We start from the raw sequence: 14438 nt of genomic DNA on the forward strand, positions 1-14438 counted from the left end.
CCCCGAAGATGAGTGAACGCCGCATTCCCCTCGCCGAACTGGAAGCCGGCGTGCCCTTCGCCGAGCGCCACATCGGGCCCGACGCCGAGGCGCTGGCCAAGATGCTCGCCCAGGTCGGCTACGGCTCGCTGGACGAGCTGACCGACGCGGCCGTGCCCGACACCATCAAGAGCGCCGAGGCCCTGGGCCTGCCGACGGCCGTCACCGAGGCCGAGATGCAGGCCGAACTGCGGGCGCTGGCCGACCGCAACCAGGTGCTCGCCCCCATGATCGGCCTGGGCTACTACGGCACCTTCACCCCGCCGGTCATCCTGCGCAACGTCATGGAGAACCCGGCCTGGTACACGGCGTACACGCCCTACCAGCCGGAGATCTCCCAGGGCCGCCTGGAGGCGCTGCTCAACTTCCAGACCGTCGTCGCCGACCTCACCGGGCTGCCCACCTCCGGCGCCTCCCTGCTGGACGAGGGCACCGCGGCCGCCGAGGCGATGGCGCTCTCCCGCCGGGTCGGCAAGGTCAAGCAGGGCGTCTTCCTGGTCGACGCCGACACCTTCCCGCAGACCCTGGCCGTGATCGGGACCCGCGCGGAGCCCACCGGTGTGGAGGTCGTCACCGCCGATCTGAGCGCGGGCATCCCCGCCGAGATCGCCGAACGCGGTGTCTTCGGCGTCCTGCTGCAGTACCCGGGCGCCTCCGGCGCGGTCCGCGACCTGCGCCCGGTGATCGAGCAGGCGCACGCCCTGGGCGCCGTCGTCACCGTCGCCGCCGACCTGCTCGCCCTCACCCTGCTCACCTCGCCGGGCGAGCTGGGCGCGGACATCGCGGTCGGCACCACCCAGCGATTCGGCGTGCCGATGGGCTTCGGCGGCCCGCACGCCGGCTACATGGCCGTCCGCGACTCCTACGCGCGCAACCTGCCCGGCCGGCTCGTCGGCGTCTCCGTGGACGCCGACGGCGACCGCGCCTACCGGCTGGCGCTGCAGACCCGCGAGCAGCACATCCGCCGCGAGAAGGCGACCAGCAACATCTGCACCGCGCAGGTGCTGCTCGCCGTCATGGCCGGGATGTACGCGGTCTACCACGGCCCCGACGGGCTCGCCGCCATCGCCCGCCGCACCCACCGCTACGCCGCCGTGCTGGCCGCGGGCCTGCGGGCCGCAGGCGTCGAGACCGCGCACACCGCCTTCTTCGACACCCTGACCGCGCACGTGCCCGGCCGGGCCGCCGATGTCGTTGCCGCCGCCCGGGCCGAGGGCGTCAACCTGCGCCTTACCGACGCCGACCACGTCGGCATCGCCTGCGACGAGACCACCACCCGCGCGCAGCTGACCGCCGTCCTGGCCGCCTTCGGCGCTCCCGGGGCCGACCTCGACGCGCTGGACGCCGACACCCCCGACGCCCTGCCGCAGATGCTGGCCCGCACCGACGCCTACCTGACCCACCCCGTCTTCCACCAGCACCGCAGCGAGACGGCGATGCTGCGCTACCTGCGCCGGCTCGCCGACCGCGACTACGCGCTGGACCGCGGCATGATCCCGCTCGGCTCGTGCACCATGAAGCTCAACGCGACCACCGAGATGGAGCCGGTCACCTGGCCGGAGTTCGCCGCCCTGCACCCCTTCGCGCCCGCCGAGCAGGCCGAGGGCTACCTGGAGCTGATCCGCGGCCTGGAGGACCAGCTGGCCGCCGTCACCGGCTACGACAAGGTGAGCCTGCAGCCCAACGCCGGCTCCCAGGGCGAGCTGGCCGGCCTGCTCGCCGTGCGCGCCTACCACCGCGCGAACGGCGACACCGCCCGCACGGTGTGCCTGATCCCCTCCTCCGCGCACGGCACGAACGCCGCGAGCGCGGTCATGGCCGGCATGAAGGTCGTCGTGGTCAAGACGAGCGAGGACGGCGACGTGGACGTGGCCGACCTGCACGCCAAGATCGACCGGCACCGCGACGAACTCGCCGTCCTCATGGTCACCTACCCCTCCACGCACGGCGTGTTCGAGGAGCACATCACCGACATCTGCGCCGCGGTGCACGACGCGGGCGGCCAGGTCTACGTGGACGGCGCCAACCTCAACGCCCTGGTCGGCCTCGCCCGCCCGGGCCGCTTCGGTGCGGACGTCTCCCACCTGAACCTGCACAAGACCTTCTGCATCCCGCACGGCGGCGGCGGCCCGGGCGTCGGCCCGGTCGCGGTGCGCGCCCACCTCGCCCCGCACCTGCCCAACCACCCGCTGCAGCCCGCCGCGGGCCCCGCCACCGGGGTCGGACCGGTCTCGGCGGCGCCCTGGGGCTCGGCCGGCATCCTGCCGATCTCCTGGACGTACGTGCGGCTGATGGGCGCCGAGGGGCTGAAGAAGGCCACCCAGGTCGCGGTGCTCGGCGCGAACTACGTCGCCAAGCGGCTGGAGCCGCACTACCCCGTGCTCTACACCGGGCCCGGCGGCCTGGTGGCCCACGAGTGCATCGTGGACCTGCGGCCGCTGACCAAGCAGACCGGCGTCACCGTGGACGACGTCGCCAAGCGGCTGATCGACTACGGCTTCCACGCGCCCACCATGTCCTTCCCGGTGGCCGGCACGCTGATGATCGAGCCCACCGAGAGCGAGGATCTGGCCGAACTCGACCGCTTCTGCGAGGCGATGATCGCCATCCGCGCCGAGATCGACCGGGTCGGCGCGGGCGAGTGGCCGGCCGACGACAACCCGCTGCGCTCGGCCCCGCACACCGCGGCGACCCTGACCGGCCGGTGGGAGCACCCGTACACCCGCGAGGAGGCCGTCTTCCCGGCCGGGGTGAGCGCCGCCGACAAGTACTGGCCGCCGGTGCGGCGGATCGACGGGGCCTACGGCGACCGCAACCTGGTCTGCTCCTGCCCGCCGGTGGACGCCTACGAGGGCTGACCCCACGTGGCGAGCGGCCCGCGTCCCTCGGCGCGGGCCGGGCATGGCTGAGCCGGCTCCCCCCTCGCGGGGAACCGGCTCGGTCGTACGTTCCCGCCCGCGCGCTGCTCCTTTCGGGGGCCGCGGGCGCCGGGGCCGTCAGGCCGCGGTGGTGACGCGCCCGGTGCCCAGCGGGCGGTGCGGGGCGATGATCTCGCCGTCGGGCAGGATCTCCCCGGTGTCCTCGAAGACGAGCACGCCGTTGCACAGCAGGCTCCAGCCCTGCTCCGGGTGGCCGGCCACGATGACGGCGGCCTCGCGGTCGGGGCTGTCTGCGGTGGGGCACTGCGGCTGGTGGTTGCACATGGGCGGTGTCTTTCGCTGCGAGAGGTGAGTGGTGCGGTCGGTCGCGCTGCCTGCCGTGGTCACGGCCTGCCTGGCCTGGTTCATCCGTCCCCCGTCGTGTGGTGCGGCGGTCCCAGTCTTGCCCCACGAAGGTCGTTCCGCAGGGATTTCGCGGATGCGGTACTACTCGGTAGTCCTCGGTGCCTTCCGGTACTCACCGGTACAGGACGCGTCACCCGCGCGCACGGTTGCGGTCACGAAAGCGGCGCCCCCGGTCCGGCCCGGACCGGGGGCGCCGCCGTTGCCCGCGCGGCTCAGGCGGGCGAGCCCGCCAGCGGCGGCGGGGCGAGCCACACGCTGAGCACCGGCGCCAGCTCCAGCATCCGGTAGACCCGGTGGGAGGCGATCCCGGGCGGGGCGGGCGCCAGCGGGATGAGGAGGTCGGCCGGGTCCGGCTGGGCGGTGGCCGCGTCCGCCCGTGGCACCGAGTGCAGCCACAGCGCCATCATGTAGCGCGCGGGCAGCGACAGCAGGTGCGGCTGGTAGGTCTCCGGCAGCGCGTCGGCCTGCCGCAGCGCCCGCTCGGTCGAGGCGATGTACGGGCCCTCGGAGAAGCGGGAGAAGACCCAGCCGTCGGGGGTCGCCACGGTCTCGCCCGCCGCCGCCACCTGGGCACCTGCCCTGATATGGAACCGCCAGCCGGCCAGCCGCGCCTGCGGCAGGCCGCCGGGGACGGTGGCCGGCTCGAAGACGTGGACCGGCAGCGGGTGCTCGGCGTCCAGCGGGCCCTCGGCGCTGCGCAGCGCCGGTGTCCTGGCCTCCCGGACTGCGGTGGGCGAGCTGAGGGCCGCGAGGACGCTCAGCAGGGCGGGTGCGGGTGCAGGGGGGACAAGCAGCGGCATGATGTCGCCTCTCACTGGGAGACACGTGGTGCGGGCACAAGGAGGTGCGGGCGGGTGGCGGACGGCGCGGTCAGTACCCGGTGAGGGTTACTGCTCAAGACGCCCGGCGACGGCGGATACTCCTGCCTCGTGCGCGGAGTTTATACGAACTTTGTTCACTGCGTGTTTCGTCTAGTCGCCGCCCGTATTGCCCGCAAGGCGATTACCTGCCTTCTTCGCGGCAGCCCACCGCGGCATTTGCGCAGGTTATGGGGCGGTCGGTGGATATTTCCGCCCGTCACGGACGGCCGGAAACCACCGGTGGTTATCCCGTGTGATTCCTCCCGGCCGTCGCGCGGAATGTGCCCGCGGAACATGCCGGACGTCCAGTGCCCGCCCGCTGCACTTGCAAGCGTAGCGGGCGGCGCGTCCCGAGGGGCGGCGATGGATCGATCCTTTGGATGGGCATCCTCCCGCCCGGAGTGGGCATCCTCCGATGAGTACCCGCACAAGGAGGGACGCTTCGATGGGGGAGAAGGTCACCGCAGACGCGTTCGACCTGGCCGACCGCAGGATGTACCGGAACAAGCTCCGCCAGTGCCTGCTGGGGCTGGAGCGGCTGCTGGACGAGAAGCGATTCGACCGGCCCCGGAATCTCATGGGGCTGGAGATCGAATTGAATCTCGCCGATTCCGACGGCCTGCCGCGCATGATGAACGAAGAGGTGCTGGAGCGCATCGCGAGCCGCGATTTCCAGACCGAGCTGGCCCAGTTCAATATCGAGGTGAACATCGCGCCGCACCGGCTTTCCGGCCGTGTGCTCGACCGGCTCGCCGAGGAACTGCGCACCGGCCTCGGCTACGCCGACCGGATGGCGGGGGAGGTCGGCGCGCGCATCGTGATGGTGGGAATTCTGCCCACCCTCCAGGCCCAGGACCTGGTCTCGGCGAACCTCTCCCGGGCCGACCGCTACACCCTGCTGAACGAGCGCATCCTGGCCATGCGGGGCGAGGACATCACCTTGGACATCGAGGGTGTGGAGCACCTCGTCTACACCTCCGCCTCGATCGCGCCCGAGGCCGCCTGCACCTCCATGCAGATGCACCTCCAGGTCACCCCGGGCCGCTTCGCCGACGTGTGGAACGCCGCCCAGGTCGTCTCGGCGCCCCAGGTGGCCCTGGGTGCCAACTCGCCCTTCCTCTTCGGCCGCGAGCTGTGGCGCGAGACCCGCACCCTGCTCTTCCAGCAGGCCACCGACACCCGCCCGCAGGAGCTGCGCAGCCAGGGGGTGCGGCCGCTGGCCTGGTTCGGCGAGCGGTGGATCGACTCGGCGGCCGACCTCTTCGCGGAGAACGTGCGCTACTTCCCCTCGCTGCTGCCGATCTGCGACGACGAGGACCCGCTGCGGGTGCTCGACGAGGGCGGGGTGCCGCAGCTGCGCGAGCTGACCCTGCACAACGGCACGATCTACCGCTGGAACCGCCCGGTCTACGAGGTGGTGGACGGCGTGCCGCACCTGCGGGTGGAGAACCGGGTGCTGCCCGCCGGGCCCACCGTCGCCGACGTCGTCGCGAACGCCGCCTTCTACTACGGGCTGGTCCGCGCCCTGGCCGAGCAGCCGCGCCCGCTGTGGCAGCGGATGCCCTTCGGCGCGGCCGCGGCCAACTTCGACGCCGCCTGCCGCGACGGCATCGCGGCGGTGCTGCACTGGCCGCGCGGCCGCGGCGGCGCGCTCGCCCAGGTGCCCGCGGTGGACCTCGTCCGCGAGGAGCTGCTGCCGCTGGCCGCGGCCGGGCTCGACGCCTGGGGCATCGACGCGGCCGACCGCGACCTGTACCTCGGCATCATCGAGCGGCGCTGCCACACCCGCACCAACGGCGCCCGCTGGCAGGCCGACGCCTTCCACCACTACCTCGGCCGCGGCCTGGACCGCAGGGCGGCGCTGGCTGCGATGACCCAGCGCTACCGCGACCTGTCGTTCGCCGGCGAGCCGGTCCACACCTGGCCGGTCCCGGCCTGATCCGACCCGGGCGCCGCAGGCGCGGCTCGGACCTACCCGGGCCGTCCGGGCCCCCGGACGGTCGGCCGCGGCCGCACGGGCCGCCCGGGTGTCCTCCGCCCGCGGGCCGCCGGCACGCGGGTGCTTCCGGTGGCTCGGCCGGTGCGGTGCCCCGCCAGCCGGTCGGGCGCCGCACCGGCTTGCCCGTGCAGGCGGGCCGGGCCCGGGCGTGCACAGCGCCCGCACGGCCCGCTCCCGGGCAGCTCACAGCCGCCGGCGTTCCGGTGGGGGCGGTGGCGCCGGGACGGGCCGGATCTTCGTATCGTGTCCAGCAGCGACTCCCGGGCCGGCGCGCACCAGGCGCCGCGGTGGGGCGAGGACACGGGAGGACCGCGTGGTGGCAGAGCAGGTACGGCCGGTGGAGACACCGCCCTTCGAGGCGCGGACGCTGCGCAGCGAGACCCTGATCGTGCTCGCGCTGTCGCTGGGCGCCAGCGGGGTGTCCGCCGTGATCAGCTTCGTCGGCTCGGTCACCCGGCCCGGCGCGCTGAAGAACCAGGCCGCCACCCTCGTCGGCTCGCAGGCGCCCGGCCGGCCCTGGCTCGACCTGGCCTGGCAGGTGTTCGCCATCGCCACCGCGCTCGCCCCGGTCGCGCTCGTCGCCCACCTGCTGGCCCGCGAGCGGGTCGGGATGCCCGTGATCGGCCTGGACCGCAGCCAGCCCCGGCGCGACCTGGCCCGCGGGGCGGTGATCGCGGCCGTCATCGGCGGCACCGGCCTCGCCTTCTACCTCGGGGTGCGGGCGGCCGGCTTCAACCTCACCGTCGTCCCCGAATCGCTGCCGGCCGTCTGGTGGCGCATCCCCGTGCTGGTCGCCTCGGCCGTGCAGAACGCCGTGCTGGAGGAGGTCATCGTCGTCGGCTACCTGCTGCGGCGGCTGGACCAGCTCGGCTGGGCGCCGAACCGGGCGCTGGCCGCCAGCGCGGTGCTGCGCGGCTCGTACCACCTCTACCAGGGACTGGGCGGGATGGTCGGCAACATGGTGATGGGCGTGGTCTTCGTGCTGCTCTACCGCCGCTGGGGCCGGATCGGACCGCTGGTGGCCGCGCACTCCCTCATCGACACGGTCGCCTTCGTCGGCTACGCGGTGCTGGCCGGGAAGGTCGGCTGGCTGCCGACGGGCTGACGCCGGACCGGGTCCGCACCGCGCAGCCGACGAAGGCGACCGGCCGGTACGGGGAAGCACGTACCCGCCCCCGCGGCCGCTTGCGCCCCTCTGCGGGCGGCTGGTGCAGTGGAGGTGCGGAGGAGGTGGTCGCCATGACCACGGCAGAACGCACAGCAGCCGCGACGGGCGCGGACCAGGACCGGGTGATGGAGTTCCTGGAGCAGGTGGTCACCGACGGGGCCGCTGCCATGGCCGGGCTGTGCACCTCGCTCGGCGACCGGCTCGGCATCTACCGGGCGATGGCCGGCGCCGGGCCGTTGAGCAGCGCCGAACTCGCCGAGCGCACCGGTCTGTCCGAGCGCTACGTGCGCGAGTGGCTGGCCTCGCAGGTGGCCGGCGGCTACGTCGTCCACCACCGCGACGGCGACCGCTACGAGCTGCCCGACGCGCACGCCGCCGTGCTCGCCGACCCCGACGCGCCGACGTACGCGGCCGGGATGTTCACCATGCTGCAGGCCCTGTACGGCACCGAGGACCGGCTCATGGACGCCTTCCGCACCGGCGGCGGCGTCGCCTGGGGCGAGCACGGGAGCGCGCTGTTCGAGGGCACCGCGAAGTTCTTCCGGCCCGGCTACGCGGCCTCGCTGGTACCCGAGTGGCTGACCGCGGTGGACGGCATGGTCGAGCGGCTGGAGGGCGGCGCCGAGGTCGCCGACATCGGCTGCGGTTACGGCTGGTCCACGATGCTCATGGCGCAGGCGTTCCCCGCCTCGCACTTCCACGGCTTCGACTATCACCGGCCCTCGGTGGAGGCCGCCCGCCGGATCGCCGCCGAGCAGGGCCTGGCCGACCGCGTCGAGTTCGACGTCGCCACCGCCCAGGACTACCCCGGCGACCGGTACGACCTCGTCACGTTCTTCGACTGCCTGCACGACATGAGCGACCCCGGCGCCGCCCTGCGCCACACCGCGCAGGCGATGGCCGAGGACGGCACCTGCATGCTCGTGGAGCCGAACGCGTCGGCGCAGGTCGAGGAGAACGCCAACCCCATCGGGCGCGGCCTGACCGCCGCCTCGGTCGCGGTGTGCCTGCCCGCCGCCATGGCCGAGCCCGGCCCGGAGGCGCTGGGCAACCACGCGGGCGAGGACGCGGTCCGCAGGATCGCCGCCGAGGCGGGGCTGCCCACCTGGCAGCTCGCCGCGGAGTCGCAGGTCAACCGCGTGTACGCGCTGGCCCACTGAGGCGGCTCGGCACCGCCGACACCGGAATCGGGCGGTGGCCCGCGGCCCGGCCGCGTGGAACAGTGGAAGTATGGACGCGGCCGATCAGGCCGGGCTGCGGCGGGTGCTCGCGGTGGTCGACCTGCTTATCGAGGCCGTGGACGAGCGCGAGCTGGTCCCGGCGCTGCTGCCGCTGCTCCTGCGGGCCGTGCCCGGCGACAGCGTCGTGTGGACGCCGCACCCCGGCAGCGGCATGCCGCAGACCCTGCCCGCGGCGCTGCTCGACCCCGAGGTGATGGCCGCCTTCGAACGCGAGGCGGCGACCGATCCGCTGGTGGCGCACACTCGGCTCGGGCCGGGCAGCGCCGCCCGCCGCTCGGACCTGCAGAGCCGCCGCGCGCTGCTGGACTCGGCCGTGTACGCGGAGGTCTACCGCCCGGTCGGCGCCGAGCACCAGCTCGCCATGGCCTTTCCCGCCGGATACGCGGGCACCGAGCGGCGCCGTGTGTGCCTGGCGGTCAACCGGGCCGCGGGGCCGGACTTCACCGACGCCGACGTACGGACCGCGGCCCTTTTGCGGGTCCGGCTCGCCCACGCCATGGACCGCCTCGCGCGTGCCACGCCGGTACCCGGCGGGCGGCCGCAGGAGGCCCCGCAAGGCGTCACCCGCCGTGAGGCCGCGGTGCTCGGCCTGCTCGCCGACGGCCTGACCAACGAGCAGATCGCCCGCCGCCTGGCGATCAGCCCGCGGACGGTGGACAAGCACCTGGAGCACGCCTACCCCAAGCTGCACGTGGCCGGACGGGTCGCGGCGGCCAACGCCTGGCGCGACGGCGAACGGCTCCTGTCGGCGGCCGACAGGCCGCTGGCGCAGGGGAGTTGAGGCCGGGACGGTCAGCGGACGAGTCCCGGAGGGAGGCTCGGCGTCCGCTCAGAGCCGGCAGCGGTGCCTGACAAGGAAATTGACGGCGGATCAGGGACTTCCGGTCGACGCGGGACGCCCCCGCGCCGTAGCCTCACCCCCGTGAGCGGTACGGCCGAGGCGGCGGACGCCTTCAGCGACGGCGCCTTCGGGTACGACACCTTCAAGGTGCGGTGTGCGGATGCCGCGTACCGGCTCGCCCCCCTCGCCGGGCACTTCGTCACCCGCATCGCGCTGGACTCGCTCGGCGGGCAGGACATGCTGGAGGTCGCCGTCGGCGACGGCGCCGGCACCCTTGAGGCCACGGTCCGCCTCGGCGGGCTGCGGCACCTGGCGATCTCCAAGCCCGCCGAGATCCAGGACTGCTTCGTCGAGCGGATCGCGCTGCACCACCTGCCGAAGGCCCCCGAACCCTGGCCGGCCGGCACGGCCGGCTTCGCCCGCCGCCTCTACGGGCTGGACGAGCTGGCCTGGCTGCGCATCGAGGGCCCGGCCGAGGTCGAGGCAGTGGCCGCCGAGGTGACCGTCCGCATCCCGGGTTCCCCCGCCGGCGACTGATCGGCCCCGTCCGCCCCCGTCCGACCCCGTCCGGCCGGGCCGTACGCGCTTCCTCTGCGCCGTACGGCCCTTCTGGCGCGCCCGCGACCCGGGAGTCGCCCCACCCTGCGCGCCCTGAAGCAGAAGCTCCGAGAGGGGCTTGCCGCACGATGGGTTCCGATATATCGTTGAAGCATCGTGAACGATCAACGATGAGAGGAACGACATCATGCACTCCCACGACCACGGACATGGACACCACGGACACCACGGCCCCTGCGGCGGCGGCCGCGGCTGGGGCGAGCGCGAAGGGCTGCGGGCGGCCTTCGGCCAGTTCGGACCGCCCTTCGGCGGCCCCGGCGGCGGCCCGTTCGGCCCCTTCGGCCCCGGCGGCGGACGAGGCCGCGGCGGACCGCGCGGGCGGGCCCGGCGCGGCGACGTCAGGGCCTCGATCCTGGCGCTGCTCAAGGACCGGCCGATGCACGGCTACGAGATGATCCAGGAGATCGCCGAGCGCAGCGGCGGCGCCTGGCGGCCGAGCCCCGGCTCGGTCTACCCGACGCTGCAACTGCTGGAGGACGAGGGCCTGATCAGCAGCGAGAGCGAGGGCGGCAAGAAGCTGTTCACGCTCACCGAGGGCGGCCGCACCGAGGCCGAGGCCGGCCCGGAGGCACCCTGGGAGGACGCCGGCCGAGGCGTCGACTGGGACGCGCTCAACGAGATAAGGAAGGCCGGCGGCGGGCTCATCGAGGCGTTCCGCCAGGTCTGGGCGACAGGCACCCCCGAGCAGCGCGACAAGGCGCTCGCGGTGGTCAACGACGCCCGCAAGAAGCTGTACCTCATCCTGGCCGACGAAGACGGCGAGTGAGGTCCGGCACCGGAGGGGCCGGGTCCGCGACAAGCGGTCCGGCCCCTCCGCCGTTCTCGGTTCTCCCTCGTGCCCCTCAGCGGCGCGGCCCGCTGGAGCCGCGCACCACGAGCCTCGTCGGCACGATGCGCGGCTCGGCCGCAGGCACCGGCGAGGACGGCCCCGCGTCGAGCATGTCGCGCAGTGCCGCCACCGCCGCCGCGCCCAGCGCCCGCTGGTCCTGGGCCACGGTGGTCAGCGCCGGGCGGACCAGCCCTGCGGCGTCCACGTCGTCGAAGCCCACCACCGCCAGGTCGCGCGGCACCGACAGCCCCGCGTCCGCCGCCGCGTGCATCGCCCCTATGGCCATCTGGTCGCCGGCCGCGAAGATCGCCGTCGGCGGCTCGTCGAGCGCGAGCAGCCGGCGCCCGGCCGCCTCACCGCTGGCCAGGAAGAAGTCGCCACCCACCACGTAGGAGTCCGGCACCGCGAGGCCCAGCCGGACGCACGCCCGGCGGTAGCCGGCCAGCCGCTCGGCGGCCGGCGGCAGGTGCAGCGGGCCGGTGACGGTGGCGATCCTGCGGTGCCCCAGGTCGTACAGGTGCTGCACCGCGGCCTCCGCGCCGGCCGCGTTGTCGGAGCTGACCCGCACCGTGCGCGGCCCGGTGAACGCGGTGTCGATGCCGGCGCAGGGCACGGTGGAGGCGGCCAGCGCGCGCAGGCAGCGGTCGTCCGGGGGAGTGGTGAGCGCTATCACGCCCTCCAGGTTGTGCCGCCGCACCGCCTGCACGTAGGCCGCGTCCGGCTCGTCCTCGCCGGCCGTGGTGAGCAGCATCAGGTGGTAGTCCGCCTCGGACAGCGCGGTGCGCACCGCGCTGAGCAGCCCCAGCAGGAACGGGTTGTGCAGCCCCGCGGCCTCCTGGCCGCTGTCCCACACCAGCCCGATCGTGTCCGAGCGGCGCCGCACCAGGGTGCGGGCCGGCTCATTGGGCGCGTACCCCAACTCGACGGCCAGCCGCCTGATCCGCGCCCGGGTCTCCTCGCTCACCTCGGCCCGGTCGTTGAGGGCCCGCGACACGGTGGCGGTGGACACACCGCTGCGGCGGGCCAGTTCACGGATGTTCAACGCAAGTCCCGTTCTGCGTGATCGGACAGGGAACGACGTGAGGGAGCGTCCTGGCAAGCGTGCGGCAAAACGACTGCTGCGTACAGTCTTGACGATCCGTGAGAGTCCGGGTCAGACTTCCCGCCATTCGAAAACGTTTGCGGCACCAACGGTCCCACCGACACCGGGACCGAACCCCACAGGAACGGGACTCCTGATGATGCCAACGAACGCACCACGCCCCGCGATCCGCCGCCTGCTCGTGCTCGCCACGGCCGCGGCCTGCATCGCAGCCGTCGCCGCGGTGCCCGCCCAGGCCGGCGGCGACCCGACGTACACCAACCCCAACGCGCCCGTGGACGTCCGTGTCAACGACCTGCTGCACCGCATGACACTGGACGAGAAGATCGGTCAGATGGACCAGATCTCGGTGGTCAACATGCAGGGCGATTGCCAGTGGAGCGGCGGCGCCTTCACCGAGTCGTGCATGAACGACGTACTGGTGAAGAACGCGGCCGGCTCGGTGCTCTCCGGCGGCGGCGCCGGCCCCTCGGTCAACACCCCCGAGAACTGGGCGACGATGGTGAACACCGTCCAGCAGTACGCGGTCACCCACTCCCGGCTGCACATCCCGATCCTCTACGGGGTGGACGCCGTGCACGGCCACAACAACGTGCTGGGCGCCACGATCTTCCCGCAGGAGATCGGCATGGGCTCCACCTGGGACCCGGACCTGGTGAAGGCGGAGGGCGCCTCGGCCGCCCGCTCGGTGGCCGCCACCGGCATCGACTGGAACTTCGCCCCCGTCACCGACATCGCCCGCGACCAGCGCTGGGGCCGCTACTACGAGACCTACGGCGAGGACCCGCTGCTGTCGGGCACGCTCGCCGCCGCCGCGGTCAAGGGCATCCAGAACGCCGGCGGCGCCAAGGACGTGGCCGCCACCGTCAAGCACTTCGCCGGCTACGGCGAACCCGGCAACGGGCACGACCGCGTGCCCGGCGACGTCTCCCTGCGCTACCTGCAGGACACCCTGCTGCCCTCCTACAAGCAGGCGATCGACGCCGGCGCGCGGACCGTCATGGTCAACTCCGGTGCCATCAACGGCATCCCGGCCACCGCCTCGCACTACCTGCTCACCGACGTGCTGCGCAAGAAGTGGGGCTTCGACGGCGTCGTGGTCAGCGACTGGCAGGACGTGCGCGCCCTGCAGACCTCCTACCACGTGGCCGCCGACTACCCCGAGGCCATCGCCAAGGCCGTCAACGCGGGCCTGGACATGGCGATGGAGCCCTACGACGCGCAGGGCTGGAGCGACGGCCTGCGCACCGCCGTCCAGCGCGGCCTGGTCAGCACCCGGCGCATCGACCAGTCCGTACGGCGCATCCTCACGCTGAAGTTCGAGCTCGGCCTCTTCGAACACCCCTACGTGGACGCCTCGAAGGCCGACTCCCGCGTGCTCGGCGCCGACACCGGCGTGGCACGCCAGGCCGCCGACGAGTCCCAGGTGCTGCTGCGCAACGACGGCGGTGTGCTGCCCATCGCGCCCTCGACGAAGAAGATCGTCGTGGCCGGCTCCTACGCAGACGACATCAACGACCAGGCCGGCGGCTGGACCGTCGGCTGGCAGGGCGTCCCCGACGGCGTGACGCTGCCGGGCACCACGATCCTGCAGGGCATCAAGAAGGCCGCGCCCTCCGGCACCCAGGTGGTGCGGCCGAGCAGCGACGCCGACGCCGTCGCCCAGGCGCGCGACGCCGACCTGACCGTCGTGGTCGTCGGCGAGAAGGCCGCTGCCGAGGGCGCCGCCGACAGCCCGCGGCCCGAACTCAGCGCGGACCAGCAGCAGTTGGTCGCCTCCTTGAAGGCGACCGGCAAGCCGGTGGTCACCGTGGTCGTCGCCGGGCGCCCGCTGGTCCTCGGCGACGCCGACGGCACGCAGGGCCTGCTGATGTCCTGGCTGCCCGGCAGCGAGGGCGGCAACGCCGTGGCCGACGTGCTGTTCGGCAAGGTGAACCCGAGCGGGCGGCTGAGCGCGTCCTGGCCCAAGGACATCGGCAACGAGCCGCTGTACTACCAGCAGCTGCCCGGCACCAACTCCGGCCCCGAGTCCTCCTACGATGCCGCCTACCCGTTCGGCGCGGGCCTGTCCTACACGACCTACGGCATCGACTCGATCAAGGCCGCCGCCACCGCCCGCACCCGCGACACCCTGCACCTGACCGTGGGCGTCACCAACTCCGGCGACCGCGCAGGCGACCTGGTGCTGCCGGTGTACGTCTCGCAGCCCTCCAGCGACGTCCTCGCGCCCGCGCGCAAGCTGGTCGCCTTCACCCGCGTGCACCTGGGCGCGGGCCAGTCCCGCAGCGTGACGCTGAGCGTCCCGCCGAGCGAACTCGCCGTCACCCCCGGCGACATCGACGGCGCCGGTCCGCAGCAGGTCGCCCCCGGCTCCTACGTCTTCACCGCGGGCACCCGCACCGCCACGGTGACCCTGCGCTGAGCGGGTCACGTCCCGGGCCGTCGGCGGGTCCTCCC

At 73.7% G+C, this 14438-nt stretch carries 11 protein-coding genes; 8 read left to right on the forward strand and 3 right to left on the reverse strand.

All coding sequences use genetic code 11. From position 1 onward, the window contains the following. Window positions 1-8: 8 nt before the first annotated feature. Window positions 9-2897, forward strand: a complete 2889-nt coding sequence (gene gcvP / locus BLR33_RS25775; RefSeq protein ID WP_093787001.1) for an aminomethyl-transferring glycine dehydrogenase — start codon at window positions 9-11, stop codon at window positions 2895-2897. Between the two features lie 138 nt (window positions 2898-3035). On the opposite strand, the gene BLR33_RS25780 is transcribed toward gcvP, so the two are convergent. Next, window positions 3036-3242 (reverse strand): DUF5999 family protein, encoded by a 207-nt coding sequence (locus tag BLR33_RS25780; protein ID WP_093787183.1) that lies wholly within the window; start codon window positions 3240-3242, stop codon window positions 3036-3038. A gap of 293 nt (window positions 3243-3535) precedes the next feature. Further along, window positions 3536-4123: a hypothetical protein gene (locus BLR33_RS25785; RefSeq protein ID WP_093787002.1), complete on the reverse strand. Its 588-nt coding sequence runs from the start codon at window positions 4121-4123 to the stop codon at window positions 3536-3538. Between the two features lie 505 nt (window positions 4124-4628). Here BLR33_RS25785 and BLR33_RS25790 point away from each other — a divergent pair. From BLR33_RS25790 to BLR33_RS25815, 6 genes are all read left to right on the forward strand, one after another. Further along, window positions 4629-6122 (forward strand): glutamate--cysteine ligase family protein, encoded by a 1494-nt coding sequence (locus BLR33_RS25790; protein ID WP_093787003.1) that lies wholly within the window; start codon window positions 4629-4631, stop codon window positions 6120-6122. A gap of 376 nt (window positions 6123-6498) precedes the next feature. Beyond that, window positions 6499-7287 carry a CPBP family intramembrane glutamic endopeptidase gene (locus BLR33_RS25795; RefSeq protein WP_245771667.1) on the forward strand — a complete coding sequence of 263 codons (789 nt, stop codon included), beginning with the start codon at window positions 6499-6501 and terminating at the stop codon, window positions 7285-7287. A 134-nt stretch (window positions 7288-7421) separates the two neighbouring features. Next, complete coding sequence (locus BLR33_RS25800) at window positions 7422-8510, forward strand: ArsR family transcriptional regulator (protein WP_093787005.1); 1089 nt, start codon at window positions 7422-7424, stop codon at window positions 8508-8510. A 70-nt stretch (window positions 8511-8580) separates the two neighbouring features. Then, window positions 8581-9372 carry a helix-turn-helix transcriptional regulator gene (locus BLR33_RS25805; RefSeq protein ID WP_093787006.1) on the forward strand — a complete coding sequence of 264 codons (792 nt, stop codon included), beginning with the start codon at window positions 8581-8583 and terminating at the stop codon, window positions 9370-9372. A gap of 141 nt (window positions 9373-9513) precedes the next feature. Then, window positions 9514-9969, forward strand: a complete 456-nt coding sequence (locus BLR33_RS25810) for a hypothetical protein (RefSeq protein ID WP_093787007.1) — start codon at window positions 9514-9516, stop codon at window positions 9967-9969. Between the two features lie 208 nt (window positions 9970-10177). Next, entirely contained in the window at window positions 10178-10816 is a 639-nt protein-coding gene (locus tag BLR33_RS25815; RefSeq protein WP_093787008.1) for a PadR family transcriptional regulator, read from the forward strand. Window positions 10817-10892: 76 nt separating this feature from the next. On the opposite strand, the gene BLR33_RS25820 is transcribed toward BLR33_RS25815, so the two are convergent. Next, window positions 10893-11921, reverse strand: a complete 1029-nt coding sequence (locus BLR33_RS25820) for a LacI family DNA-binding transcriptional regulator (RefSeq protein WP_093787184.1) — start codon at window positions 11919-11921, stop codon at window positions 10893-10895. 196 nt (window positions 11922-12117) lie between these two features. On the opposite strand from BLR33_RS25820, the gene BLR33_RS25825 reads away from it, so the two are divergent. Then, window positions 12118-14403, forward strand: a complete 2286-nt coding sequence (locus BLR33_RS25825; protein WP_176930479.1) for a glycoside hydrolase family 3 N-terminal domain-containing protein — start codon at window positions 12118-12120, stop codon at window positions 14401-14403. The last annotated feature ends 35 nt before the right edge of the window (window positions 14404-14438 follow it).

Source organism: Actinacidiphila guanduensis, from assembly GCF_900103985.1.
In the GTDB taxonomy this organism is placed as follows: domain Bacteria; phylum Actinomycetota; class Actinomycetes; order Streptomycetales; family Streptomycetaceae; genus Actinacidiphila; species Actinacidiphila guanduensis.

Bases quoted from the DNA above. Each gene is read 5' to 3' on its own strand.
- gcvP (WP_093787001.1), top strand. From the start codon at position 9: ATGAGTGAACGCCGCATTCCCCTCGCCGAACTGGAAGCCGGCGTGCCC.
- BLR33_RS25780 (WP_093787183.1), bottom strand. From the start codon at position 3,242: ATGTGCAACCACCAGCCGCAGTGCCCCACCGCAGACAGCCCCGACCGC.
- BLR33_RS25785 (WP_093787002.1), bottom strand. From the start codon at position 4,123: ATGCCGCTGCTTGTCCCCCCTGCACCCGCACCCGCCCTGCTGAGCGTC.
- BLR33_RS25790 (WP_093787003.1), top strand. From the start codon at position 4,629: ATGGGGGAGAAGGTCACCGCAGACGCGTTCGACCTGGCCGACCGCAGG.
- BLR33_RS25800 (WP_093787005.1), top strand. From the start codon at position 7,422: ATGACCACGGCAGAACGCACAGCAGCCGCGACGGGCGCGGACCAGGAC.
- BLR33_RS25805 (WP_093787006.1), top strand. From the start codon at position 8,581: ATGGACGCGGCCGATCAGGCCGGGCTGCGGCGGGTGCTCGCGGTGGTC.
- BLR33_RS25815 (WP_093787008.1), top strand. From the start codon at position 10,178: ATGCACTCCCACGACCACGGACATGGACACCACGGACACCACGGCCCC.
- BLR33_RS25825 (WP_176930479.1), top strand. From the start codon at position 12,118: ATGATGCCAACGAACGCACCACGCCCCGCGATCCGCCGCCTGCTCGTG.